The 24,359-nt window shown below is 66.9% G+C and carries 22 protein-coding genes; 2 read left to right on the top strand and 20 right to left on the bottom strand.

The features are described from left to right. Positions 1 to 2 precede the first annotated feature (2 nt). The 6 genes from LPB260_RS25735 to ppc all read right to left on the bottom strand — a co-directional run bounded on the left by LPB260_RS25735 (position 3) and on the right by ppc (position 6,649). The gene (locus LPB260_RS25735; RefSeq protein WP_208708724.1) at positions 3 to 863 is read right to left on the bottom strand and encodes a DUF72 domain-containing protein; all 861 of its coding nucleotides are present in this window, start codon (positions 861 to 863) and stop codon (positions 3 to 5) included. Then, on the bottom strand, positions 863 to 1,204 hold the full coding sequence (locus tag LPB260_RS25730) for a hypothetical protein (protein WP_208708723.1): 342 nt from the start codon (positions 1,202 to 1,204) through the stop codon (positions 863 to 865). Before LPB260_RS25730 ends, LPB260_RS25735 begins: the two co-directional genes overlap by 1 nt. 115 nt (positions 1,205 to 1,319) lie before the next feature. Further along, entirely contained in the window at positions 1,320 to 2,000 is a 681-nt protein-coding gene (gene tsaB / locus LPB260_RS25725; RefSeq protein WP_208708722.1) for a tRNA (adenosine(37)-N6)-threonylcarbamoyltransferase complex dimerization subunit type 1 TsaB, read from the bottom strand. Positions 2,001 to 2,138: 138 nt separating this feature from the next. Then, complete coding sequence (locus LPB260_RS25720; protein WP_208708721.1) at positions 2,139 to 2,924, bottom strand: 5'-nucleotidase, lipoprotein e(P4) family; 786 nt, start codon at positions 2,922 to 2,924, stop codon at positions 2,139 to 2,141. Between the two features lie 192 nt (positions 2,925 to 3,116). Further along, the gene (adk, locus tag LPB260_RS25715; protein ID WP_208708720.1) at positions 3,117 to 3,764 is read right to left on the bottom strand and encodes an adenylate kinase; all 648 of its coding nucleotides are present in this window, start codon (positions 3,762 to 3,764) and stop codon (positions 3,117 to 3,119) included. Positions 3,765 to 4,012: 248 nt separating this feature from the next. Continuing rightward, on the bottom strand, positions 4,013 to 6,649 hold the full coding sequence (gene ppc / locus LPB260_RS25710; protein ID WP_208708719.1) for a phosphoenolpyruvate carboxylase: 2,637 nt from the start codon (positions 6,647 to 6,649) through the stop codon (positions 4,013 to 4,015). A gap of 184 nt (positions 6,650 to 6,833) precedes the next feature. Here ppc and LPB260_RS25705 point away from each other — a divergent pair, with 184 nt between their 5' ends. After that, positions 6,834 to 7,178, top strand: a complete 345-nt coding sequence (locus tag LPB260_RS25705) for a pilin assembly protein (RefSeq protein ID WP_208708718.1) — start codon at positions 6,834 to 6,836, stop codon at positions 7,176 to 7,178. Positions 7,179 to 7,190: 12 nt separating this feature from the next. Here LPB260_RS25705 and LPB260_RS25700 read toward each other — a convergent pair whose 3' ends face one another. The 8 genes from LPB260_RS25700 to prfB form a co-directional block, all read right to left on the bottom strand. After that, positions 7,191 to 7,514: a hypothetical protein gene (locus LPB260_RS25700; RefSeq protein WP_208708717.1), complete on the bottom strand. Its 324-nt coding sequence runs from the start codon at positions 7,512 to 7,514 to the stop codon at positions 7,191 to 7,193. Continuing rightward, positions 7,511 to 8,395: an alpha/beta hydrolase gene (locus LPB260_RS25695; protein ID WP_208708716.1), complete on the bottom strand. Its 885-nt coding sequence runs from the start codon at positions 8,393 to 8,395 to the stop codon at positions 7,511 to 7,513. Before LPB260_RS25695 ends, LPB260_RS25700 begins: the two co-directional genes overlap by 4 nt. Continuing rightward, positions 8,392 to 9,138, bottom strand: coding sequence for a TIGR00266 family protein (locus LPB260_RS25690; protein WP_208708715.1), 747 nt, complete (start codon positions 9,136 to 9,138; stop codon positions 8,392 to 8,394). Before LPB260_RS25690 ends, LPB260_RS25695 begins: the two co-directional genes overlap by 4 nt. 195 nt (positions 9,139 to 9,333) lie before the next feature. Further along, positions 9,334 to 10,629, bottom strand: coding sequence for a flavohemoglobin expression-modulating QEGLA motif protein (locus tag LPB260_RS25685; RefSeq protein WP_208708714.1), 1,296 nt, complete (start codon positions 10,627 to 10,629; stop codon positions 9,334 to 9,336). Between the two features lie 41 nt (positions 10,630 to 10,670). Further along, on the bottom strand, positions 10,671 to 11,222 hold the full coding sequence (locus LPB260_RS25680) for a hypothetical protein (RefSeq protein WP_208708713.1): 552 nt from the start codon (positions 11,220 to 11,222) through the stop codon (positions 10,671 to 10,673). 173 nt (positions 11,223 to 11,395) lie between these two features. Further along, positions 11,396 to 12,106 carry a TetR/AcrR family transcriptional regulator gene (locus tag LPB260_RS25675; RefSeq protein WP_208710167.1) on the bottom strand — a complete coding sequence of 237 codons (711 nt, stop codon included), beginning with the start codon at positions 12,104 to 12,106 and terminating at the stop codon, positions 11,396 to 11,398. A 115-nt stretch (positions 12,107 to 12,221) separates the two neighbouring features. Next, positions 12,222 to 13,733, bottom strand: a complete 1,512-nt coding sequence (gene lysS, locus LPB260_RS25670) for a lysine--tRNA ligase (protein WP_208708712.1) — start codon at positions 13,731 to 13,733, stop codon at positions 12,222 to 12,224. A gap of 138 nt (positions 13,734 to 13,871) precedes the next feature. After that, positions 13,872 to 14,967, bottom strand: a protein-coding gene (gene prfB, locus LPB260_RS25665) for a peptide chain release factor 2 (protein ID WP_208708711.1) whose coding sequence is annotated in 2 segments (ribosomal slippage) — positions 13,872 to 14,894 and positions 14,896 to 14,967 — 1,095 coding nt in all. Because the reading frame shifts where the segments join, the coding sequence is not laid out codon by codon here. A 186-nt stretch (positions 14,968 to 15,153) separates the two neighbouring features. On the opposite strand from prfB, the gene LPB260_RS25660 reads away from it, so the two are divergent. After that, a complete protein-coding gene (locus tag LPB260_RS25660) occupies positions 15,154 to 16,848 on the top strand; it encodes a diguanylate cyclase domain-containing protein (protein ID WP_208708710.1) in 1,695 nt (564 codons plus the stop codon). Positions 16,849 to 16,872: 24 nt separating this feature from the next. Here LPB260_RS25660 and recJ read toward each other — a convergent pair whose 3' ends face one another. From recJ to LPB260_RS25635, 6 genes are all read right to left on the bottom strand, one after another. Continuing rightward, complete coding sequence (gene recJ, locus LPB260_RS25655) at positions 16,873 to 18,603, bottom strand: single-stranded-DNA-specific exonuclease RecJ (protein ID WP_208708709.1); 1,731 nt, start codon at positions 18,601 to 18,603, stop codon at positions 16,873 to 16,875. A gap of 110 nt (positions 18,604 to 18,713) precedes the next feature. Next, positions 18,714 to 19,253, bottom strand: coding sequence for a YaeQ family protein (locus LPB260_RS25650; protein ID WP_208708708.1), 540 nt, complete (start codon positions 19,251 to 19,253; stop codon positions 18,714 to 18,716). 109 nt (positions 19,254 to 19,362) lie between these two features. Beyond that, positions 19,363 to 20,805 (bottom strand): sucrose phosphorylase, encoded by a 1,443-nt coding sequence (gene gtfA, locus LPB260_RS25645; RefSeq protein ID WP_208708707.1) that lies wholly within the window; start codon positions 20,803 to 20,805, stop codon positions 19,363 to 19,365. Positions 20,806 to 20,935: 130 nt separating this feature from the next. Beyond that, positions 20,936 to 21,862 (bottom strand): C-terminal helicase domain-containing protein, encoded by a 927-nt coding sequence (locus LPB260_RS29140; protein WP_256625603.1) that lies wholly within the window; start codon positions 21,860 to 21,862, stop codon positions 20,936 to 20,938. Beyond that, entirely contained in the window at positions 21,835 to 23,661 is a 1,827-nt protein-coding gene (locus LPB260_RS25640) for an AAA domain-containing protein (protein ID WP_256625602.1), read from the bottom strand. Before LPB260_RS25640 ends, LPB260_RS29140 begins: the two co-directional genes overlap by 28 nt. Then, positions 23,661 to 24,350 (bottom strand): phospholipase D-like domain-containing protein, encoded by a 690-nt coding sequence (locus LPB260_RS25635; protein ID WP_208708705.1) that lies wholly within the window; start codon positions 24,348 to 24,350, stop codon positions 23,661 to 23,663. The genes LPB260_RS25640 and LPB260_RS25635 overlap by 1 nt, the downstream gene beginning before the upstream one ends. Positions 24,351 to 24,359 lie beyond the last annotated feature (9 nt).

The following is a 24,359-nucleotide window of genomic DNA, read 5'->3' as shown; positions in this document are numbered from 1 at the left end:
GGTCACAGCAGGCCCAGCTGCGGGCTGGGCGTCGCAACGGCAGGCTCGGGCAGGTCGGGAAGACCGGGCAGGCGCAGCATCAGCTGGGCATGGAAGCGCCGCGCCAGCTGCGCCGCCAGGCGGTTGTCCGGGGTGTGCAGGAAGGCGTAGGGCGTGCGCCCCGCCTCGATCCAGGCGGCGAGCTTGTCCAGCCAGGGGGCCATGAATGCATCGTTGGCCGCCAGCTCCGGGTGGCCGATGAAGCGCAGCTGCGGCGTCTGGCTGAAGGCGGTCGGGCGCACCGGCAGGCGCGGCTTCTTCGCCTGGGCATGCAGCACGGCCGGATCGTCGGAACTGCAACTGAACAGCGCCCGCGAGTCCAGGCAGATGCGCTCGATGCCGCGCCCCAGCAGCAGACGGTTGAGCGCGCGCTCCTCCTCGCCTTTGGCGAAGAACGCCGGGTGACGCAGCTCCACCGCCAGCTCGTCCCCCGCCCAGTGCTCGATAAAGGCGGCCAGCTCGACCAGGCGCGAGGGGCCGAAGCTGGCCGGCAGCTGCAGCCAGAACGGCGCCACGCGACCACCCAGGGGCGCCAGCAGGCGGCGGAAGCTATCGGCGGCGGCCAGCTGCTCGCGCAGGTCGCCGCCGTGGCTGATGTCCCGGGGCAGCTTGGCGCAGAAGCGGAACTGCGCCGGCATCGCCTGGGCCCAGCGCGCCACCGTGTCGGCCGTGGGGCTGGCATAGAAGGTGGTGTTGCCCTCCACGGCATTGAACAGCTGGGTGTAGAGCGGCAGGAAGTCGCTGGTCCGGGCGGTTTCCGGGTACAGCGCGCCGCGCCAGGCCGGCTCGCTCCAGGACGGGCAACCGAGGAAATAAGGCAGCACTAGGCGTAGAGGTCGAGACCCAGCACCTGCTGCGCGTCGGACTCGCCGGCGAAGGAGGCGGTGCTGCTGTAGCTGGCAAGGGCCTGGGCGGCGCGGTTGCTCAGCGCCGGCCGGTAGTCGGGCTCCTGGCTACGCGCCGCCAGGTTGTCGCTGCCGCCGTTGCTGGCCTGCACGCGGCGCAACTGAGGCAGCTGCTCGAAACCCTGGCTGCTGGCCGGCGCGGCCGGCTGCTCGCGACGCGCCTCGACTTCCCGCTGGGCCTCGCGATAGGGCGTGACCGCGGTCCCCGAGCGGGGGCCGCGATCTGGCGAGAAGGGAGCGATTGAGCCGTCGATACGCATCAGTTACTGCTCGGCCGATTGGCCAACTGTGTGGGATTCGACCAATCTACCGCCGTCGACCCGGCTTGGCAATCGAGCATCCGGGCAGGCGTAAGGGCTGGATGGCCGGCGCGGGCTACTGCGGCGCCTTGGGCGTGGCGACCTGGTCGCGCAGGTACACCGGCTGCGCCTCATCGGCCGGCAGCGCCTCGCCACGGGCCCAGGCGAAGCGCGCCAGGCTGAGCAGGTCTTCGGCATGGGGCAGCATGGCGCCATCCTGGCCCGCCAGCATCGCCGGCAGCCGAATGGCGTGGGTACCCCAGCCGGTACCGGCACCGAACCAGTCGCCGGCCGCATCGCGGGGCAGGCCCGCCAGTTCCGGCGGCAGCACCGCCTCGGCGCCGAGCAGGCGCATCTCACCCTTCTCGGCCCGGTAGCAGCCCCAGTAGACCTCGTCCATGCGCGCGTCGATGGCCGCGGCCACCTGCTGTACACCATGCTCACGCAGGGCCCGCTGGGCCAGTACGGCCAGGTCCGAGACCGGCAGCACCGGCCGGTCCAGGCCGAAGGCCAGGCCCTGGACCACGCCGATAGCGATACGCACCCCGGTGAAGGCGCCGGGGCCACGACCGAAGGCGATCGCATCCAGCGCCGACAGGGCGACGCCCGCCTCTTCCAGCAAGGCCTTGATCATCGGCAACAGCCGCTGGGCATGCAGGCGCGGAATCACTTCGTAATGGCTGTACACCCGGTCGTCATGCAGCAGGGCGACGGAACAGGCTTCGGTGGCGGTATCAAGGGCCAGCAGAGTGGTCATTGCATTCGGAAAGGTGACGAAATGGATCGGCATTAGAACGGCTTGAGGCTTTTTTTTCCAGCGCAATCACCCTGGCCTGCCGGACAGCAAGCACGCGCCGGGCCAGTACGACCCGACGCAGCCTCAGCCAACAGCGGCTTACCAGGCCTCGATAACGGTCTCCGCTTCCCAGGCTTGCAGGGGCGCCTTGGACCAGGTGCCGTAGGTCGCATTGGGGAAGACGATCCACTCGGTGCCCCATTTGCCGCCTTCGGCGGCCACGGTGGCGCGCTGATCGGCCAGCGGCGTCTTGCGGAAACGCGCATCAAAGTCGTGCAGCGTATCGCCCAGCAGCAATACGATCTGATGATCGGCGCTGACTATGGCGCGTCGCTCGACCTTGGGCGGCCCCAGCAGCAGCACGCTCTGCGCCGAAATCTGCGGCAGGCCGAGCTTGCTCAGGGTGGCCAGGGTGTGCTGCTTCTGCTCGTCGGAACGGTCCGAGATATAGCGAATGGTCACGCCCAGGCTGTCGGCGTGCTGCAGGAACTGCTTGGCACCGGGGATCAGCTGCGGGGTGCCATCACGCTCCCAGGGCAACCAGGTGTCCCAGGCGTCATAGGTGTGACAGTTGGCCAGGTCCCTCGCCAACAGGGCGCTGTTATCGATAACGGTTTCATCCAGGTCAGTCACGATGGCCAACTTCGACGGATCTTTCGCGGCGGCCACGGCCGCATCCAGCTTCAGCGTCGCGATGTTGTAGGCCTGCAGCTGCAGCGCCTGAACTTCCGCCGATTGCTGCTGGAAACGCAGGCCCATGGCGAACTCGGCGACAGCGCACTCCGTCTTGGGCTTCGCAGATGTATCGGCAAAGGCCACGGGAATAGCCAACAGCGACACTGCAAGGCCCAGCCAGATAGCTCTCTTTGCTGCTTTTTCAGTCATTGAACGCGCCCTCTTCCTAAGTATGGGTTAAGACCTAAGGTCTAGGAGCATCTCGCGATGGTCTAGACCAGATATCGATGCTAGCTTAGGCGAACAAGGTTACTGTTCTGAGAACGACAGCAAATTGGCCGACCCAGCGCCAGAAACGACAACGGCCCGCAAGCGGGCCGTTGTTTCAAGGAGGGCGCAGGCTCAGCTGAGCGCGGCCAGTACCTTGGCGGTGATCTCGTCCACCGAACCGACACCGGCGATGGCGCTGTACTTCGGCGTGCCTTCACGGGCGGCCAGTTGCTGGTAGAAGTCCACCAGCGGCTTGGTCTGCGAGTGGTAGACCGACAGGCGGTGACGCACGGTCTCTTCCTTGTCGTCGTCGCGCTGGATCAGCTCCTCGCCACTCTCGTCGTCGATACCGGCGACCTTGGGCGGGTTGTGCTCGGTGTGGTAGACGCGGCCCGAGGCCGGGTGCACGCGACGGCCGGCGATGCGGCTGACGATTTCCTCGTCGTCGACGGCGATCTCGACCACGTAGTCGATGGTCACGCCGGCTTCCTTCAGGGCTTCGGCCTGGGGAATGGTGCGCGGGAAGCCATCGAAGAGGAAGCCATTGGCGCAATCCGCCTGGGCGATGCGTTCCTTGACCAGGTTGATGATCAGGTCGTCGGAGACCAGGCCACCGGCGTCCATGACGCTCTTGGCCTTCAGGCCCAGCTCGGTGCCAGCCTTGACCGCCGCGCGCAGCATGTCGCCGGTGGAGATTTGCGGAATGCCGAACTTCTTGGTGATGAAGCCAGCCTGGGTACCTTTACCGGCACCGGGCGCCCCCAGCAGAATCACGCGCATCGATGTGCTCCTCAAGATTTAAGTAGAAATCGTCGGACTCGCCTCATGGGGCCAATCTCAGAATAGTTTCGGCAGCACTGCGCACGGGTGCCTGACTGCCAGAAGGCCGATCAAGATACACAGCGCACCTCTGGCGCACAAGCCGCCAAAAGTCGCACACCGGGTCGCAGCCCGGGCGCCTGAAAGACGCCCGCCAAGCCACTTGCAGCCACCGCCCCGCGCCCCTGAGGGACGCAGGCACGGCCCCTTCAGCCGGTGTTGCGCAGCCCCGCGGCGATACCCGCGACGCTGACCAGCAAGGCCTGTTCCAAAGGGCTGTCGGCCTCATTCTGGCGCTGTCTGGAGCGGGCCAGCAGCTCGGCCTGCAGCAGGTGCAAGGGGTCCAGATAGGTGTTGCGCACGGTGATGTACTCGAGCGTCTCGGGACTGTGCGCCAGCAGTTGCGACTGCCCGGTCAGTCCCAGCACCGTCGCCACCGCCTGCGACAATAGGTCGCGCAGATGCTCGCCCAATGGTCGCAAATCCGATTGCACGAGGCGTTCGTCGTAGAGTCGGGCGATGGCCGCGTCGGCCTTGGCCAGGACCATCTCTAGCATGTCGATGCGGGTGCGGAAGAACGGCCAGTGCTCGCGCATCTGCCCGAGCAGCTCACCCTCGCCGCGCTTCAGGGCGTTGCCCAGGGCGTACTCCCAGCCGAGCCAGGCCGGCAGCATCAGGCGGGTCTGGGTCCAGGCGAAGATCCAGGGGATCGCCCGCAGGCTCTCCACCCCGCCCTCGCGGCGCTTGGCCGGGCGGCTGCCGAGTGGCAGGCGACCGAGCTCCTGCTCCGGCGTGGCCTGGCGGAAGTAGTCGACGAACTGCGGATGCTCGCGCACCACGCCGCGGTAAGCGCTGACACCATCGGCGGCCAGCCGGTCCATCAGCTCGCGCCAGGCCGGCTCGGGGGTTGGCGGCGGCTGCAGGGTGGCCTCCAGCACGGCGGCCAGGTAGAGGTTGAGGTTCTGCTCGGCAACGTCCGGCAAACCGAACTTGAAGCGGATCATCTCGCCCTGCTCGGTGGTGCGGAAACGCCCCACCACCGAGCCCGGCGGCTGCGACAGGATCGCCGCGTGGGCCGGGCCGCCGCCGCGGCCCACGGTGCCACCGCGACCGTGGAACAGCAGCAGCTCGACCCGATGGTGGGCGCAGACCTGCACCAGGCGCTCCTGGGCACGGTACTGGGCCCAGGCCGCCGCCGTGGTGCCGGCGTCCTTGGCCGAGTCGGAGTAGCCGATCATCACCTCCTGCGGCCCCTGCAGGCGCGAGCGGTAGCCGGGCAGGCTCAGCAGGCGGTCGATGGCCGGACCGGCGTTGTCCAGGTCGGCCAGGGTCTCGAACAGCGGCACCACGCGAATGGAGCGCTGCAGGCCAGCCTCCTTCAACAGCAACTGCACGGCCAGCACATCGGAGGGCGCGCCGGCCATGGAGATCACATACGAGCCCAGCGAAGCGGCCGGCGCGACCGCCACCTCGCGACAGGTGGCCAGCACCTCGGCGGTCTCCTCGCTCGGCTGGAAGTGTGCCGGCAGCAGCGGCCGACGGTTGTCCAGCTCGGTCAGGAGAAACTGCTGGCGAGCCTCTTCGTCCCACTCGGCGTAGCGGCCCAGGCCCAGGTAGTCGGTGATCTCGTCGAGCGCCGCGGCATGGCGGCTGGCATCCTGGCGCACGTCCAGGCGCACCAGGAACAGGCCGAAGGTGCGCGCCCGGCGCAGGCAGTCGAGCAGCGGACCGTCGGCGATCACGGCCATGCCACAGGCATGCAGGGACTGGTAGCAGAGGTTCAGCGGCTCGAGCAGCTCGTCGTTGTCCTGCAGCACGGCCGCAGGCGGCGTCACGGCGCCCTGCAGGGCGTCGTGGGCCCAGGCGCGGGTCGCCCGCAGGCGCTCGCGCAGCTGCTTGAGCAGGCTGCGGTAGGGTTCGGCGCTGTCGCCGACCCGGGCGCGCAGCTCGGGGCTGGCCTGCTGCATGGACAGCTCGGCCGCCAGCTGGTCGATATCGCGCAGGTACAGGTCGGCGGCCATCCAGCGCGCCAGTAACAGCACCTCGCGGGTCACCGTGGCGGTGACATTGGGGTTGCCGTCGCGGTCGCCGCCCATCCAGGAGGCGAAGCGTACCGGCGCGGCCTCCAGTGCCAGGCGCTGGCCGGTCGCGGCGTGCAGCGCGCGGTCGGCCTGGCGCAGGAAATTGGGTACCGCCTGCCACAGCGAATGCTCGATCACCGCGAAGCCCCACTTGGCCTCGTCCACCGGGCTGGGCCGGCTGCGGCGGATCTCCTCGGTGTGCCAGGCCTCGGCGATCAAGCGTTGCAGGCGCTGGGCGGCCAGCTCACGCTCGGCGGCGGACAGGTCGCTGTGGTCCTGGGCGGCCAGCTGGGCGGACATGGCGTCGTACTTCTGGATCAGGGTGCGCCGCGCCACCTCGGTCGGGTGGGCGGTCAGCACCAGCTCGATATCCAGGTTGCCGAGCTGGCGCGCCAGCTCTTCGGGGGCGTGACCGCTGGCACGCAGGCGCTGCAGCAGTTCCGGCAGCACCCGCGACTCGAAGGGCTCCGGCTCGTCGCTGCCACGGCGGCGGACGCGGTGGTACTGCTCGGCGATATTGGCCAGGTTGAGGAACTGGTTGAACGCCCGCGCCACCGGCAGCAGCTCATCGTCGTCGAGGCCATCGAGGGATTCGCTGAGCTGCTCGGCGCCGGCGGCCGAGCCACGGCGAGCCGCCTTGGCACCCTTGCGGATGCGCTCGATCTTGCCCAGGAAGGCCTCGCCCAGCTGGGCACTGATGGTGTTGCCCAGCAGTTCGCCGAGCTGGTGCACGTCCTCGCGCAAACGCGCGTCAATTTCCGTCACGGTCAGTCCTCCGTCAGTGCGTGGCTCAAGAGTGCCCAGCGCGGCGACTTCTTACAAGCGTGCGACGTCGAACCTGCGAACGCCAGGAGCGGTCTAGTCTAAAGAAGAGGGCGAGCCCGCAACGACTTGCCTCAGCAGCGGCTTACCAACCGCTTACCCGCAGCAGGCACAGGACGAGGTAGTTATGAAGATTCGCGAGCTTGTCCATCACTGGGAACAGAACTCCAAGGGCCGCCTGACCCGCAACACCTACCAGATCCACCTCGATCTGGAAGCGGCCGCGCGCCTGGCGGCGCTGACCGAGATGTACCCCAAGCACCACACCGAAGAACTGCTCGGCGAGCTGATCGGCGCGGCGCTGGAGGAATTGGAGGCCAGCCTGCCCTATGTCAAGGGCAGTCAGGTCGTGGCGACCGACGAACAGGGCGACCCGCTGTACGAGGACATCGGCCCGACCCCGCGCTTCCTCGCCCTGTCACGCAAGTACCTGCGCGAGCTGATGCAGCAACAGAACAGCGCCGAGCACTGACGCCGCACCGCTTTATTGCGCTGCCGCCGGGACTTGCTCGCCCAGGCAGCGCACGGCGCGCTTGCGATTGTCCACCAGCACGCCAGTCAGCCCCTTCTGCTGCAAGTCGAACATCACCAGCACGCCATCGATGCACTGCGCCACCTGTTCGGCCGGTTTGAGCGAGACCTTGTAGTCTTCGCCCGGGATGGTCTTGAGCATGGTGAAGTCGGACAGCAGCAGGGCGTCCTCGGGCTTGGCGATATGCAGGTAGCCGTAGTACCAGAGCACCGCGACCGTCGCGCAGACGCTGCCGATGGCGGTGAGAATCAGGGGAATGGGGTCGCGTTCACTCATGGTCGTTTCTCAGAATCGGGGAGTTCCGCCAGATGGCGCAGGCCGGCGAAGCCACGCGGGTCGCGCATGAACTGCAGCATGACCTGACGCCAGTCCGGGTCCTCAAAGGTTTGCACATGGCCGCCGCGGGTCGGCTGGAACACCCGTGGCGGCGGCGCAGCTTGATACAAGCGCTCGCCGTTGGAAAGGGGCACCAGCGCATCGTCGACGCTGTGATAGATCAGCAGCGGCAGGTCTTCCAGTCGCTCCATGGCGTGGATGGCGCTGTCGTCGTCGGGCACCAGCCAGCTCAGCGGCACCTGCAGCGGCCAGGTCAGCCAGTTGGCGTCCAGGGCATGGCGGGCGACCTCGCGATAGCTGGCCGGTACGCCGTCGAGGATCAGCGCGCTCAGGCGCCCTCGTCGGTGCGGCAGCTCGACCAGAAAACGAATGGCCAAGGCGCCCCCCAGGCTCTGGCCGAGAACGAACAGGGGTGCGCCCTGCACCTGCGGCGCCTGCTCCAGCCAGGCGAAGGCGGCCTCGATATCCTGATACACCGCCGGCAGACTCGGCTCGCCCTGGGACAGGCCATAGCCGCGGTAATCCAGCATCAGCACCTGGTAGCCCTGCTCCGGCAGCCACCAGGTGCCGCCCAGGTGGCTGGACAGGTTGCCGCCATTGCCGTGCAGGTGCAGCACCGTACCGCGCACCTCGACGCCGGCCTTGGCCGGCAGCCACCAGGCATGCAGGCGCGTGCCGTCTGCCGCCCGCAGGTATTGGTCGCGGTAGTCCAGGCGGGCATTGGCCGGGGTGAAAGGCAGCCCCCGCTCGGGGTAGAACAGCAGTTCGCTGCAGCCATGCAGCGACAGCAGCGCGGCCAGGAGCCAGGCGCGGCGGTTCACTTGCCGCCGGCGCGAGTTTCCTCACGCGCCTTGAAGGTGGCCTCGTAGACCCGCTCGGCCAGGCGCGAGAACGGCAGGCTCTGGATCCACACCGTGCCGCTGCCCTTGAGCGTCGCCAGGAGGATGCCCTCGCCGCCGAACAGCATGCTCTTGAGCCCGCCGGCCAGGGCGATGTCGTAGTCGATACCCGAGCTGAACGCCACCAGGCAACCGGTGTCCAGGCGCAGGGTCTCGTTGTTCAGTTCCTTGCGAATCACCGTGCCGCCGGCATGCACGAAGGCCAGGCCGTCGCCTTCGAGCTTCTGCAGGATGAAGCCCTCGCCGCCGAAGAAACCGGCGCCCAGGCGCTTGTTGAAGCTGATGCCCAGCGCCGTGCCGTGGGCGGCGCAGAGAAAGGCGTCCTTCTGGCAAATCAGCCGGCCGCCCACCTCGGCCAGCTGGATCGGCACCACGGTGCCCGGATAGGGCGCGGCGAAGGCCACCCGCGCCGGGCGCTTGCCGGCATTGCTGAAGTGGGTCATGAACAGCGACTCGCCGGTGAGCAGGCGCTTGCCGACGCCCCACAGCTTGCCCAACACCCCGCTGGTCGAGCCGTCGCCCATGCGCGTCTCGAAACGCACGCCCTCGGTCATGTAGTTCATCACCCCGGCTTCGGCGATCACCGTCTCACCCGGGTCGAGGATGATCTCCACGCTCTGCGCCGAGGTTCCGAGGATTTCGTATTCGAGCTGGTGGCTGGGCACTGCACAAGGCTCCGGCTATAGGGTTGAGTGCCTCCCGGATTTCATCCGGAACAGGCCCCCGCTGGAGGACCAGGCACTGCGTCTGAAGGCATCATGAACGCAGTTCAGGCTGGGCGAAGGTGGGGCCGAAAAGCGCCGTTTACCGGAGTAAGTAAGCGTTTTCGGCCTCCCCCTCAGCGCCGCATGCGGCAGCTTTCAGAGGATATTGGCGTAATCGGCCTCGATCCGATCCAGGCTCAGGTGGTTGAGGAAGTTGGAGAAGCACATCCAGGCCGACAGCGAGTTGAGGTCGCTGAACTGCGGCGGCAGGTATTTCGGCGCCACCACCAGGCCCTCGTCGACCAGCTGGCGCAGGGTGCGCATGTCCTCCAGGGTGGTCTTGCCACAGAACAGCAGCGGGATCTGCTCCAGCTTGCCCTTGCGCACGGCCAGTTGAATGTAGTTGTAGACCATGATGAAGCCCTTCAGATAGGACAGGTCCTTGGTGAAGGGTAGCCCGGTCGGCGACGATCCGCGAAAGGCGCGGCTGGCATTGCTGTAGCTGTCTTCCAGGCTAAAACCCTGCTCGCGGTAGAAACCGCAGACCTGGAGGAAGTCGGCGCCCTCCTCGGCCATGTGAATGGCACGGGTGCGATTGGTCAGCTTGCGCAGCCGGGTCGGGTAGGAGGCGAAGGCGATCACCTCCATGAGAATCGCCAGGCCTTCCTGGGTCACGGTGGACGACGGCGGCCCCTTGGCCAGGAAGGTGCAGATCGGCTGGTTCTGTCCGTTCAGCGTGGTGGCCACGTGCACCAGGCCCTCGTGCACCTCCAGGGCCCTGACGTCGCGCTCGTTGAACATGGCGTCGGTGCGGATCTTGATGTAGTCGGCGCCGGCCGCCGCATCGGCGAGGATGCCGTCGGACTCGAACACCCGAATGGTCTCCTCCGCCTCGCCGAACACCTTGTTCAGGCGATGCTGCAGCATATCGACCGCCTGCTTGGCCGTGAGGTCCTTCGGTTCGTCCTTGAGGTCGCCGCGGTCGTCGATGTTGTTCAGGAACTCGGAGAACATCAGCCCCAGGTCGGACAGGGTCGGGTCGCCGGCATGGAAGGCATCGGACGCCGCGCCATAGAGGTCCTGGGAGATCAGGCCGAAGTCCTCGGTGCCACGCGCCTCGAGCATGCGGATGACCATGCGGTATTCGCGGCACATGCGCCGCATGATCTGCCCGACCGGATTGAACTGGCCGAGCTGGCGGGTGATGTCGCGCTCGATGTTCTGGAACTCCAGCTTCTTCGCCGCGGTGTCGAAGGCCAGCGGGCGCCCGGCGTAGTAGTCGCGATCGACCACCGGCAGCTTCTTGCCCTTGTGCTTGAGAAAGTCAGCGCGGACGTTCTCATCCCACTTCACCGCATCCAGCACGCGAATCGGCGTCTGCGCCTCGACGATGCGGTCGGACAGCCCCCGCACGGTCATCTGATACTCGTCCAGCTCACTAAGACTGTTCATCGAATCCTCGGTGCAGCGCACGCTCATGGGTGAAGGGCCGGTTACTGGCCGACGCGCTGATAGCGCGCCACCTCGACGAACACGTCCGAGTTGGCCGGGTCGTCGAGGTAGGCGAAGACCTTGTCCAGCGGGCTGGTGATCAGCGCGCCGTCGCCCTGGGATGTCTCCACCACTTCACCCTCCAGCACGCCCTGCTCCAGCACCTGCAGGATGCGATCGACATCCAGGCTGTAGAGCACCAGCTCACTGCGCGGGGTCAGCTCGAACCCGGCGATGGCGAAGTTCGCCCCCAGGCGCTTGGGCAGGCCGAGCGACAGGTACCAGCGCCGACCGTGGTGGGCCACGGTGAAGCCATATTCCTTGCGACTGTCGAGGTTGTCCGGGTCGTCGTCATAGGTCTCGGCCTTGTAGGTATTGGCGCCGGAACGACTGATCTGCAGGAACTGTTCCTCACCCCACTCGTTGGTGCGCGCCCACTCGCCGAGCAGCGGGATCGGCGCCGCCTCGTTGGCCGGGATCGGGTCCTTGACGGTGACCAGACAGCCACTCAACAACAGGAAGGACACGGCGACTACCATGCGCCAGGCTCTCATTACGATCTCCTTGTGAAACGATTCGGCATTGCCCGCCGGACTCAGCCGGCTCGTCATATATGACAAACCCCGCCGTTGAGAGGTTCGCCACCAGCCCAAGGCTCACATATAACTTAAGCGTATAACACAGCCGCCTGCCCCGGGCCCACCTCGACGTGGCGTGGGCCGGGCGCTCAGAGGCCCAGGACCAGGTGCATATAGCGCTTGAGGGTGGCCAGCATGCCCTGGTTGTCCAGGTGCTCGACGCCGTCGAGCAGGCCCTGGTACTCCATGCGCAGGATGATCGCGGTCAGCAGCCGGGCATCCTGCTCCGGCTGTTGCGAACCGAGCACCTCGAAGAACTGGATGACGCCCTGGGCGAGGATCTGCGCGTGGGCACGCACCAGCCCGTGCAGCCGCGGGTTGAGCAAGGCCTCCTGCTGGAACGCCTGCTCGGCCAGCAGGTGATCGCGGCGATTGACCAGCTGATAGCGCACGTACTCCACCGCCAGCCGGGCGATCTCATCGGCCAGCTGGCGCCGCGCCTCGCGCGTGCCGTCGAGCTGGCCGACCAGCTCCTGCAATACGCCCTCGGTGCTGCTCCAGAACTTGGCCATGTAGGCGGCGCTGCGCTCGACGAACTGGGCGAAGGTGTCGGTGATCAGGTCGTTGATGTCTTTGAAATAGTAGGTGGTGGCCGACAGCGGCACCCCGGCCTCGGCCGCCACCGCGCGATGGCGCACGGCCCGCACTCCCTCGCGCACGATGATGCGCATGGCCGCGTCGAGAATCGCCTGGCGGCGCTGTTCGCTGCCGCGCCGGCTGGCCTTGCGCCCCTGGTACTGGACACTCTCGGCGACGGCGGTGGCCACGCGGGTGGCGTTTTCTTGAGCAGGCGTAAGAATCACGGTGGAACAATCCTCTGGCGCGAACGAACTGACTTCAGGTACAGCCTCTAGACCGCAGGATAGGCCATGGTCCGCTCACAAAAAAGCCGCCCTAAGGCGGCTTGCATTCCCGTCAGGCCTGTGGGCGCATGTGCGGGAAGAGGATCACGTCGCGGATCGACGGCGCGTCGGTGAGCAGCATGACCAGGCGGTCGATACCGATGCCCTCGCCGGCGGTGGGCGGCATGCCGTACTCCAGGGCGCGGACGAAGTCGGCGTCGTAGTGCATGGCCTCGTCGTCACCGGCATCCTTGTCGGCCACCTGGGCCATGAAGCGCTCGGCCTGGTCCTCGGCATCGTTCAACTCGGAATAGGCGTTGGCGATCTCGCGGCCGCCGATGAACAGCTCGAAGCGGTCGGTGACGCTCGGGTCCTGGTCGTTGCGCCGGGCCAGTGGCGACACCTCGAAGGGGTACTTGGTGATGAAGGTCGGCTGCTCCAGCTTGTGCTCGACCAGCTCCTCGAAAATCATCACCTGCAGCTTGCCCAGGCCCTCGAAGCCCAGCACCTTGGCGCCGGCCTGCTTGGCGATGGCGCGGGCCTTGTCGATGTCCATCAGGTCGGCGGCGCTGATCTCCGGGTTGAACTTGAGGATCGAGTCGAACACCGACAGGCGGGCGAAGGGCTCGCCGAAATGGAACACCTTGCCCTGGTAGGGCACGTCGGTGCTGCCGAGCACCAGCTGGGCCAGCTCGCGGAACAGCTCCTCGGTCAGGTCCATGTTGTCTTCGTAGTCGGCGTAGGCCTGGTAGAACTCGAGCATGGTGAACTCGGGGTTGTGCCGGGTCGAGACGCCTTCGTTACGGAAGTTGCGGTTGATCTCGAAGACCCGCTCGAAGCCGCCGACCACCAGGCGCTTGAGGTACAGCTCCGGGGCGATGCGCAGGAACATCTGCATGTCCAGGGCATTGTGGTGGGTCTCGAACGGCTTGGCCGCGGCGCCGCCGGGAATGGTCTGCAGCATCGGCGTTTCCACTTCGAGGAAGTCGCGCTGCATGAGGAAGTTGCGGATATGGGCGATCACCTGGGAACGCACGCGGAAGCTGTGACGCACTTCCTCGTTGACCATCAGGTCGACGTAGCGCTGGCGGTAGCGCAGCTCGGTGTCGGTCAGGCCGTGGTGCTTGTCCGGCAGCGGGCGCAGCGACTTGGTCAGCAGGCGCACGTCGGTCATCTCGACGTACAGGTCGCCCTTGCCGGAACGGGCCAGGGTGCCCACGCAGCCGATGATGTCGCCCAGGTCCCAGTGCTTGATGGCTTCCAGGGTCTCGGCCGGCAGGGTCTTGCGGTTGACGTAGACCTGGATGCGCCCGCTCATGTCCTGGATCACCATGAAGGCGCCGCGGTTGAGCATGATGCGCCCGGCGACCTTGACCGGGATGGCGGCCTCGGCCAGCTCTTCCTTGCTCGCGTCGACGTACTGTTTCTGCAGGTCCGCGCAATAGCAGTCGCGGCGGAAATCGTTGGGGAAGGGGTTGCCCTGCTGACGCGCGGCGGCAAGCTTTTCCTTGCGCTGGGCAATCAGCTTGTTTTCTTCCTGCTGCAGTTCTTGGTGGTCGTGCTGGTCGAGTTGTTGGTCGCTCATGATCGCTTGGTTCCGTGACTGGTTCGGCCCCTCTTTCCAGCGGAAGGAGGGTCGGGGTGAGGGGGCGGGCAGGAAACGCCAGGCTCCGGCCCCTCACCCCCGTCCTCCCCCGGCGACGGGGGATGGCGTAAAAAAGCCTTACAGGCCCTGTTTCAGGCTGGCCTCGATGAACTCATCGAGGTCGCCGTCGAGCACCGCGTCGCAGTTGCTGTTCTCGATGCCGGTGCGCAGATCCTTGATCCGCGACTGGTCGAGCACATAGGAGCGGATCTGGTGACCCCAGCCGATATCCGACTTGGAGTCTTCCAGGGCCTGGGAGGCGGCGTTGCGTTTCTGCATTTCCTGCTCGTACAACTTGGCCCGCAGCATCTTCATGGCGGTGTCCTTGTTGGCGTGCTGGGAGCGCTCGTTCTGGCAGCTGACCACGGTGTTGGTCGGCACGTGGGTGATTCGCACCGCCGAGTCGGTGGTGTTGACGTGCTGACCACCGGCGCCGGAGGAGCGGTAGGTGTCGATGCGCAGGTCGGCCGGGTTGATCTCGATCTCGATGTTGTCGTCGATCTCCGGGGAGACGAACACCGCGGTGAACGAGGTGTGACGACGGTTGCCGGAGTCGAAGGGGCTCTTGCGCACCAGGCGGTGCACACCGATCTCGGTACGCAGCCAGCCGAAGGCGTACTCGCCCTTGATATGCACGGTGGCGCCCTTGATCCCCGCCACTTCGCCGGCGGACAGCTCCATGATGGTGGCGTCGAAGCCGCGCTTGTCGGCCCAGCGCAGGTACATGCGCAGCAGCATGTTGGCCCAGTCCTGGGCCTCGGTGCCGCCGGAGCCGGCCTGGATGTCCAGGTAGGCGTTGTTCGGGTCCATCTCGCCGCTGAACATGCGGCGGAACTCGAGTTTCTCGAGAATGCCGCGCAGGCGCTCGACCTCGGCGGCGACATCGTCGACGGCGCCCTGGTCGCCTTCCTCGGCGGCCATTTCCAGCAGGTCGCGGGAGTCGGCCAGGCTGCCGCCCAGGTCATCGAGGGTCTCGACGATCAGGGCCAGGGAGGCACGCTCACGCCCCAGGTTCTGGGCGTACTCGGCATTGTTCCAGACGTTCGGGTCTTCCAGCTCGCGGTTTACTTCGATCAGACGATCATGCTTTTGATCGTAGTCAAAGATACCCCCGAATAGTCTGGGTGCGCTCGGACAGGTCCTTGATGCTGTTAAGGATCGGGTTGATTTCCATGGCTGGCGGCACTCGCAGGTAAAACTTCGGAAAAGCCGGCGAGTATACCCGACTCGGCCGGCGCCTGGCAGCACGGCGACCACCCTGTTTTGCCGCGATGCGGACCGACGGCGCTGCAAAATCCCGTGCACGGCAGCATAATCGCCGCCGCCAAGAATAAGTGCCCGCCCAAGGAGCCGAAGCGCCATGCATTCCTCGCAAAGCCTGCGCAGTCGTTTCGCGCTGCTCATCGCCCTGCTGGTCGCGGGCCTGAGCTGGCTGTTCGGCAGCCTGATCAGCCAGGACGCCAGCCGACGCATTGCCGAGGAAGTCGGCCGCGACCTGGCCGAAGTGTCCTACATGATGGTCGATCGCCTGGATCGCGACATGCAGAGCCGCGCCGGCATGCTGGCGGTGCTCGGCCGGCTGCGCGCCCTCACCTCCCCGCAGGACCTGGAAGAGATCGACGCCCTGCTCAACCGCCTGCAGGACAAGTTCCCGAGCTTCGCCTGGATCGGCTTCACCGATCCGCACGGCCGGGTCCTGGCGGCCAGCGACGGTATCCTGCAGGGCGTCAGCATCGCCCAACGCCCGGTCTACCTGCAGGGCCGCTCGGGTTTGTTCGTCGGCGACGTGCACGAAGCGGTGTTGCTGGCCGGCTTGCTGCCCAATCCGAGCGGCGAGGCCATGAAGTTCGTCGACATCAGCCTGCCGGTGCATGCCAAGGACGGCAGCCTGGTCGGCGTACTGGCCTCGCACCTGTCGTGGGCCTGGGCCGAAGAGGTCCGCCAGGCGATCCTCGAGCCCATCCAGCAGCGCCGCAATGTCGAGTTCTTCGTCATCGGCCAGGACCGCACCGTGCTACTGGGGGACAAGCAGATGGTCGGCCAGCGCCTGGACCTTGCCGCCCTGGATGGCCTCGGCAAAGGCCAGAGCCGCTGGAGCCTGGAGCGCTGGCCGGACGGCGGGCGCTACCTGACCGGCCTGAGCCTCAGCCACGGCTACCAGGACTACCCGGGCCTCGGCTGGACCGTGATCGCCCGTCAACCGGTGGACGAGGCCTACGCCCCGGCCCATGAAATGCAACGCAGCATTCTGCTCTGGGGCAGCGCCCTGGCCGCGCTGTTCGCCCTGCTCGGCTGGCTGCTGGCGGACTATGTCACCCGTCCCCTGCGGCAGATAGCCAAGGCCGCGGACCGCCTGAGCGCCGGCGTGATCACGGAAATCCCGGATATCCGGAGCACCCGCGAGATCAGCCGCCTGAGCCAGTCGATTCGCCATCTGGTGGACAGTCTGAGCCATCAGCAGGCGGCGCTCGGCAAGATGGAAAACCTTGCCCACCACGACCCCCTGACCGGCCTGCCCAACCGCGCCGCCCTGGAGAAGTTTCTGGCCAGCGCGGCCCAGCACTGCCCGGAGCAGAACAACCACCTGGCCCTGCTCTATCTGGACCTGGATGGCTTCAAACCGGTCAACGACCGATTCGGCCATGCCGCCGGCGACCAGCTGCTTCAGGAGGTCGCCGCGCGCCTGCGCGGATGCCTGCGCGACGGCGACCTGGTGGCGCGCCTGGGCGGCGATGAATTCGTCATGGTCCTGCGGGTGCCCGGCGCTGAAGCCCTGCCGCAGGCGCGCCTGATCGCGCAGCGCGTACTCAACGTACTGAGCGCGCCCCTGGACCTGGGCAAGCACCAGGCCAGCGTCAGTTGCAGCATCGGCGGCGCCATCTGGCCGCAGGACCACAGGGCAATCGAACAGGCACTGGAGCTGGCCGACAAGGCCCTGTACCGCGCCAAGCATGCGGGCAAGAACTGCGCCGAGTTCCACGTGCCGCCGTCACAGGAGGCTAATGCCTCAGCGCCGCCTGCGGCCCCGCACGGGACGCAGATCGCGCCGTCCTGAAGCCACAACGACGAACGCCCCGCCTCAGCGCGGGGCGATATGCGCGACCATCAGCTGCACGCTTTCCTGGCCGCGGTACTCGTTGACGTCCAGCTTGTAGGCCAGCTCGACCCAACGCACCGTGGGATTGGGCCAGACCTCGCGGTCGACGTTGAAGGCGATGCCGTCCAGGGTCTGGCCGCCGCACTCGGTCTTGAGCACCAGCTTGAGGTGCTTCTCGCCGACCACCCGCTGCTGCACGATCTGGAAGATGCCGTGGAACAGCGGCTCCGGAAAGTGCTGGCCCCAGGGCCCGGCATTGCGCAGCGCCCGGGCCAGCTCCAGATGGAATTCCTCCACCGCCAGGCTGCCATCGGAGAGCAGGCGCCCGGTCAGGTCGTCCTCCACCAGTTGGCGCCGCACCTCGGCATCGAAGGCCGCGGCGAAGGCGCCGAAATGCTCCTGCGGCAGGGACAGGCCGGCGGCCATGGCGTGTCCGCCGAACTTGCTGATCAGCCCCGGATGCTTGGCCGCCACCGCGTCCAGCGCATCGCGGATGTGGAAGCCCGGCACCGAACGCGCCGAGCCCTTGAGCACACCCTCGCCGGCATCGGCGAAGGCGATGGTCGGGCGGTGGTAACGCTCCTTCAGACGCGAGGCGAGGATGCCGATCACCCCCTGGTGCCAGTCCGGCTCGAACAGGCACAGGCCGAACGGCAAGCTTTCCACCGGCAGCTCCTTGAGCTGGGCCAGGGCTTCGCGCTGCATGCCCTGCTCGATGGCCTTGCGGTCCTGGTTGAGCTGATCGAGCTGCTGGGCCATGTCGCGGGCCAGCGCCTCGTCCTCGCAGAGCAGGCACTCGATGCCCAGGCTCATGTCGTCCAGGCGCCCGGCGGCATTCAGGCGTGGGCCGAGGATGAAGCCCAGGTCGGTGGAGGTGATGCGCCGATGGTCGCGGCCGGCCACCTCGAGAATCGCCCGCAGGCCCGGACGGGCGCGGCCGGCACGGATGCGCGCCAGGCCCTGATGGACGAGGATGCGGTTGTTGGCGTCCAGCGGCACCACGTCGGCGACGCTGCCCAGGGCCACCAGGTCGAGCAGCTCGGCCAGGTTCGGTTCGGCCGGACGCGACTCGGCCACGCCGGCCCGGGCGAACCAGTCCAGCTCGCGCAGGCGCGCGCGCAGGGCCAGCAGCACGTAGAACATTACCCCGACCCCGGCCATGGCCTTGCTGGGGAAGGCGCAGCCCGGCTGGTTGGGATTGACGATGGCGTCGGCCGCCGGCAACTCGGCCCCGGGCAGGTGGTGATCGGTGACCAGCACCTTGAGCCCGGCGGCCTTGGCCGCCGCCACGCCCTCGACGCTGGAGATGCCGTTGTCCACGGTGATCAACAGCTGCGGCCGGCGCTCCAGGGCCACGGCGACGATCTCCGGAGTCAGGCCGTAGCCGTACTCGAAGCGGTTGGGTACCAGGTAGTCGACATGGGCGGCGCCGAGCAGGCGCAGGCCCAGCACCCCGACCGTGCTGGCCGTGGCGCCGTCGGCATCGAAGTCACCGACGATCAACAGGCGCTGGCGTTGCTCCAGGGCCTGCACCAGCAACTCGACCGCCGCCTCGATGCCCTTGAGCTGCTGATACGGAAGCAACCGCGCCAGGCCCTTGTCCAGCTCGGCCGCCGATTGCACGCCGCGGGCGGCATACAGGCGGGTCAGCAGCGGCGGCAGTTCGCCCAGGTCGGGCAGGGTTTCAGGCAGCGGGCGGGGTTCGATACGCATCGGGGTTCCTGAATCGGGTTTAGACAAGCCAGCTGTAGGGTGGAAAACCGCGAAGCGTTTGCCACCTCAAGCCGGAGGAAGCAGATCGCAGCACCACTCGGCGCAGGCGCTCAGCGTTCGCCGACCAGCCACTCCAGGGGAATCTCGTGCTGGCCGCGCTCGTCGGTGACGAACAGCTCGCCATCGCTGATCATCACACTCCAGCTCAGCGCCCGCGGCATGTCCAGGGCCAGGCTAGCCAGGGCTTCCTGCCCCACCGCCACCACGTTGATGTTCTTCAGGCTGCGCACCGGATCGAGTTCCTTGGTCTGCCACACCCGCAGGTTGCCATAGGCCACCAGGCTGAACTTCTCGGTACGCCGCGAGCACCAGGTGATGCGCTCGCTGTCCGGCTGGCCGACCTCGATCCAGTGCAGCACGCGGTCGTCCAGGCTCTTCTCCCACAGCGCCGGCTCGTCGACATCCGACAGGCCGCGGCCGAAGGCCAGCTGCTCGTGGTAGAACAGCACGTAGGCGATCAGCCGGGCGGCCAGGCGCTCCTCGGTTTCCGAGGGGTGGCGGGCGACGGTGAAACGCAGGCTCTCGTAGACGCTGCGATCGATGTCGGTGAGGTTCAGGTCGATCTTGTAGGTGGTGGACGGCAGGGCCATGGGCGGGCTTCTTGGCTGGGCGAAAAGGCCGCAAGTCTAACCCGAAACGGCCGCCGCCGGATTGCCGGATCGCCGGACCGTCGAAGCGTCGGAACGCCGAACCGTCGAGTCAGCAGCGCATCTGCCGCTCGCTGCCGTCCTCGGGGTCGCGGTAATGGATGATTGCCTGACTGGTGCTCAGCTCGACCTGCAGCCGGCAGTAATGCTCGCCGTGACGCCAGGCCATGGCCAGGCTGCTGTCGCTGGACTGGATCAGCTCGAAGCGGCCGGCGAAGGCCGGGTGCTGGCAACGCAGGCGCATCAACCTCAGCAGGCGCTGCACCACAGGCTGCTGCAGGGCCGCCTGCGCTTCGTCGAGGCTGTAGAAGTGGCGATTGACGTCGCGTGCCTCGCCGCTGGCCTCGGCCAGCTCGAAATCGTTGCAGCCGGCCAGCAGGCCGACGTAGTAGACCTGGGGGATGCCGGGGGTGAAGAACTGGATGGCCCGCGCGGCGATATAGGCCTCCTCGTTGCGCATCAACGCCTCGAAGAAGGTGCAGGTCAGCTGATAGATGGCCCCCACGCTGTGCACGTTGACCGCCGAGCGGCGCATGATCGGATCGGCGCTGCGGGTCGAGACCTCGTCGACCAGGTAGCGGATCTCCGCCTCGGGCAGCACGCCCTCGACATCGGGAATGCAGATGCCGTCGTGGGTATCGAGCACCGTGACCTGGTTGCGCGGGCACATGCGCAACCACTGCTTGAGGTAGCGGCTGTTGCCGGCGAGAAAGGCATGCAGCACCAGCGGCGGCAGGGCGAAGGCATAGGGCCGCATGTTGCGCCGCGAGATGGCGTACTGGTAGCTGATGTGATCGTGCACCTCGGGGAGCATCTCGGCACCGTACTTCGCCCCGGTTTCGCGGAACCACTCGAGAATCCCGTAGACCTCCGGCTCCACCAGGAAGCAGCTGCTGCCGATGCGCTTGGTGGTGTAGCCGAAGGCATCCAGGCGGAACAGCTTGACCCCGCGCGCGGCGAGGAAGGCCATGTACTCCTCCATCAGCCGGTAGGTCTGCGGCGACTCGTAGTTCAGGTCGATCTGCTGCTCGGTGAAGGTGCACCAGACCCGGCATTGCGTGCCGTCGGCCAGTTGCACCTGGCGAAAGGGCTCCTTCTCCCGGCGGATATGGATCTTCGCCAGGTCCTCCAGGCTGATCTCGCCCAGCTTGTCGACCTGCACGAACAGCTCGGCATGGGGCGAATCCTGGCCGCGAGCGAGGAAGTCGAGGAACTGCGGCGACTCATCGGCGATATGGCTGATGATCAGGTCGACACACAGATCGAAGCGCGCGGAAATGCGCTCGACATCGGCCCAGTCGCCATAGCGCGGATCGACCTCCATGTGGGTCAGGGGCGAGAAACCGCCATCGGCGTTGGACGGATACAGCGGCAGCAGATGCACCCCACCCAGGGCATCGCCCAGGTGTTGATCGAGCAGCTGGTAGAGTTCACCGAGATTGCGACCAAGGCGGTCGGGATAGGCGATCAGTTGGACAGCGTTGCGCAAGGACATACGGCCTCCTGGTACGGTGGGAATGACTGACGCAGCGCCAGACCACGGGTTAACCCCTAGGTCAGCCTAGCGCCCCCCGTCAAGCCAGGCACGGCAATCGCCGCCTCGCTGCCGCGCCCAGGCCATGCCGCTAGAGCCGCTGCAGCAAGGCCTGCAGCGTCGCCTCAGGCTGCAGCGTCCATAGCGCGTAGCTCAGCGGCAGCGTCTCCAGCCCGGCGCGCGACAACAGCAAGTAGCGTTCGAGCTGAAGGAAACCCTCGGCCTCACCGGGGAAGCCGATCAGATCGATGGCCAGGCACTTGTCACCACGCTGGCAGAAGATATCCAGCAACTGCCCGGCCAACGGATAGCCTGCCCAGGTTGTCACCCCATGGGCCTGCAGGGCCCGGCAGACTCGCCGCTGGAAATCGTCCAGGCCGCCGGGCGGCGCAACCGGCCCGGATCGCCCGAGCCGTTCCAGATAGCGCCGCAGCAGGTGCTGCGGCGGCAACTGGCGTTCGTCACCACTGAACAACAGCAGTTGACGCTCGCGGGCGCGGGTGATGGCCACGTTGAACATATCGGCACGGTTGAGGTAAGCCGCCGCCTGGCTCGCCCCGCCATGGATGGCGAAGCTGATGATCATCAGATCGCGCTCCTCGCCCTGAAAGCCGTAGGGCGTCGCCACCAACAGGCGAAACTCATGCACCACCTGCAACGACAGGCTGGCCGCGATGCGCTGGCGGATCTGTTCGACCTGAGCGCGGAACGGCGAAAGCACGCCGACACTGGGTTTCAACGGGCTGTCGCGATAACGCTCGACATGCGCGCGCAGCACGTCCAGCACCCGCTCGACCTCGAGCGGATTGACGCCATCGCCACCCCGCTCACCCGCCATCCGTTCGAGTTGCAGGCTGTCGCAGTGCTCCTGGCCGGGGCGCTCCTTCATCACCTTGAGCCGACGCTGGTAGAACTCGTCGTTGCTGAACCGGATCAACGCCGGGCGGCTGCGAAAGTGCTCGTCGAGGAAGGTCACCGCTTGCTGGCTGCTCAGCCGCAGCCCCACCAAATCCAGCACGCTGTTGTCGCGATAGCTCCACTGCTCGCGCTCCTCCCCCCCACACCGGCCTGTTGCAAGAGGCGCAGCTCGCGGGCGCGAGAAAGGAAGGAGATATGCCGCAGCTGCCGAGCATCACCGCTGATCACCGCTCGCCGGCAGCGCTGGAAAGCCGGCAGGGCCGAGGCGATGTCGCATTGTGTGGCCTCATCCATGACCATCGCATCGAACAAGCCTGCGCGCAGTGGCAACAGGCGGTGCAATTCGTCCAGGGTCACCACCCAGATAGGAAAGGCCGCCAGCAACTGCGCTGGATCGATATCCTCGAACAAGGCCAGCTGGCGCTGCGAACTGCGGGCCCGCAGCGCCTGGTGGTAGCGCACGAAGGTACTCCGCTCGGTGCCCAGCAAGCGTCCCAGCCTGGTCGCGCGACGGCAGTTGATATGCTCGCGGCTCAACGCCTGGCGGCGCCGCTGGCACTCGCGCAACTCATCGAGCAGGTCCCAGGGGCGCGCGCTGCCGCGGGCCCGGCGCAGGGCCCAGGGCAGCTGCAGGTGGCGTTGCCAGAAACCCAGCGCCCCACGTTCGCCGCGGGCCAACAGCGCACTCCAGCGTAAGGCTTGCGCGCAGCGCTTCTGGAAGCCCTCGCGCAAGCGACGTTCGCGGGCCTCCAGGCGCTGCAGCTCGACGGCCAACCGTTCTTCTGCGCGACTCGATGCCTTCGGCAGGTCGCCCTGCAAAAGCCGCTGAAGCCTGTCGCGCAGGCTCGCGAGCATGCTCTGCCCATCACCAGCGAGAACCAGATCCTCGAGTCCGAAATCATCGCGCAGCTTCTGGGCAATCACGCGTACCGCCTGCTCGCTGCGGCTGACCAGCAACACCGTCTCGCCGTTGAGGTAGCGGTCCAGGGCCAGCGCTGCCAAGGTATAGGTCTTGCCGGTGCCCGGCGGCCCGGATAGCTGGCTCAGGGCAAAGCGCGCGGCATTGGCCAGCGCCTCGACCTGGGTCCCGCTGAGCTGCGCCGGCAAGCGCTCGGGCGTGCTGGAAGGTGCCGCGGGGTCAGCCCTGTCGGTCGCGCCGAGCAGCTGCAGCAAGGCTGGCGATAGCTGCGCGCATCCCTGCAACTCCTGCAGCTCATGGGCGATACCACGACTGCCGCTGCCACGCGGCACCAACGCCACCAGGGCCGCCGCCTGAAGGGACAGGAACTTGCGCCGCTGCGCCTGTTGCAGTGCCACGGCATGCTCCAGGCGTGGAAAAGCCGCGGCACCGGTCACATCCTGCACCCGGGTGTGCCGGCTGACCCAGCCGAGCAGATCGGCCAGACCAAGCGCGTCGAGCGGCTCCTGAGGCAGCGGCAAACCGTCCAGCTCCACATCTTGCTCGTCCGTCATCAGGCTGCGCAGCAAGCGCCAGTTGCCGTGGGGCTGCTGCAAATCGATGGAGAGGAAGTAGCTCTGGCCATCCGCGCCGGCCTCCAGCCGCGCCTCGTAATAGATCAGCGGCCCGCAGACCGAGCGTACCGGTGCATCTTCGGCCACCAGGCGCCCGCAGATCGGCAAGACCCCATAGACCAGCTGCAGTTCGCGCTGATAGAGGCTCTGCTGCTTGTCCAGGGCGGCCCCCAGGGCCGGCGGCAGCGGCAGCTTGGGCAAGGCGCCGCTGGCCAACTCCTCCGCCCCGGAGAACCAGGCCCAGCGCTCGCCCGGTAACTTGCCCAGGTTATCCAGATCCAGCTCACGGCTGTCGGCCAGGTAGCAGCTACGGTAGAAACCAATCAGTCGGCGGGCCCGCTCGGCGGCCTGTTCAGCTGCTGCCATCAATTATCCGCGTAGCGCCCCCAGAGGTCGTCGAACTCGCGACTGTAAGCCGCCACCAGCTGCGGGTGCTCGATTACCAGCAGGTTTTCCGCGTTACTGGTACTGGCACTGCGGGTCCAGTTGAAACTGCCGTTGAGCAGCAGGCGGCCGTCGAACAGGGCGAACTTGTGGTGCATATGGTGCGGGCCGGCATCGATGCGCAAGGGCACGCCCTGACTGCGCAGGCGCTCGATGTCACTGCCCGCATCGAACTGCTTTTCGTTGTCGCTGATCACTCGTACGGCAATGCCGCGCCGGTGACAGGCGAGGACCTCCTCGCTGAGCTGGTCGTCGGAGATGGTATAGACGCAGATATCCACGCTGCGGCGGGCCTGCCGGCACAGCTCACGGATCGTCCGGCGACAGCTTTCTCCGGGGCTGAAGTGGGCGCTGGCGCTGTCGAGGCGCGCTGGCGTGACACTGACATCCAGGGTCTTGACCACCTGCTCAAGCCATTTCAACGCCGCCTCGGTATTACCCGGGTCGGCGACCAGTTCGCGCACCAGGGCGAAGGCGCGATTGCGCATGAAACGCACCTGGTCCGGGGTCAGTTCGCTGCCGAGCTGGCGCAGCTCGGCGCGCTCCTCGTTGCTCAGGCGCAGGTCGGCCAGGCTGTCACGCAACTGCCGGTCGAGTTGCTGGAAATCCATGTTGACTCC

This window comes from Pseudomonas sp. LPB0260, from assembly GCF_013388395.1.
This window is presented reverse-complemented; position numbering and strand designations above follow the sequence as displayed.

What these genes read in the sequence shown, in the direction of transcription:
- LPB260_RS25730 (WP_208708723.1), bottom strand. Translation starts at nt 1,204, where the DNA reads ATGCGTATCGACGGCTCAATCGCTCCCTTCTCGCCAGATCGCGGCCCC.
- tsaB (WP_208708722.1), bottom strand. Translation starts at nt 2,000, where the DNA reads ATGACCACTCTGCTGGCCCTTGATACCGCCACCGAAGCCTGTTCCGTC.
- LPB260_RS25720 (WP_208708721.1), bottom strand. Translation starts at nt 2,924, where the DNA reads ATGACTGAAAAAGCAGCAAAGAGAGCTATCTGGCTGGGCCTTGCAGTG.
- adk (WP_208708720.1), bottom strand. Translation starts at nt 3,764, where the DNA reads ATGCGCGTGATTCTGCTGGGGGCGCCCGGTGCCGGTAAAGGTACCCAG.
- LPB260_RS25705 (WP_208708718.1), top strand. Translation starts at nt 6,834, where the DNA reads ATGAAGATTCGCGAGCTTGTCCATCACTGGGAACAGAACTCCAAGGGC.
- LPB260_RS25700 (WP_208708717.1), bottom strand. Translation starts at nt 7,514, where the DNA reads ATGAGTGAACGCGACCCCATTCCCCTGATTCTCACCGCCATCGGCAGC.
- LPB260_RS25685 (WP_208708714.1), bottom strand. Translation starts at nt 10,629, where the DNA reads ATGAACAGTCTTAGTGAGCTGGACGAGTATCAGATGACCGTGCGGGGG.
- LPB260_RS25680 (WP_208708713.1), bottom strand. Translation starts at nt 11,222, where the DNA reads ATGAGAGCCTGGCGCATGGTAGTCGCCGTGTCCTTCCTGTTGTTGAGT.
- lysS (WP_208708712.1), bottom strand. Translation starts at nt 13,733, where the DNA reads ATGAGCGACCAACAACTCGACCAGCACGACCACCAAGAACTGCAGCAG.
- LPB260_RS25660 (WP_208708710.1), top strand. Translation starts at nt 15,154, where the DNA reads ATGCATTCCTCGCAAAGCCTGCGCAGTCGTTTCGCGCTGCTCATCGCC.
- recJ (WP_208708709.1), bottom strand. Translation starts at nt 18,603, where the DNA reads ATGCGTATCGAACCCCGCCCGCTGCCTGAAACCCTGCCCGACCTGGGC.
- LPB260_RS25650 (WP_208708708.1), bottom strand. Translation starts at nt 19,253, where the DNA reads ATGGCCCTGCCGTCCACCACCTACAAGATCGACCTGAACCTCACCGAC.
- gtfA (WP_208708707.1), bottom strand. Translation starts at nt 20,805, where the DNA reads ATGTCCTTGCGCAACGCTGTCCAACTGATCGCCTATCCCGACCGCCTT.
- LPB260_RS25640 (WP_256625602.1), bottom strand. Translation starts at nt 23,661, where the DNA reads ATGGCAGCAGCTGAACAGGCCGCCGAGCGGGCCCGCCGACTGATTGGT.
- LPB260_RS25635 (WP_208708705.1), bottom strand. Translation starts at nt 24,350, where the DNA reads ATGGATTTCCAGCAACTCGACCGGCAGTTGCGTGACAGCCTGGCCGAC.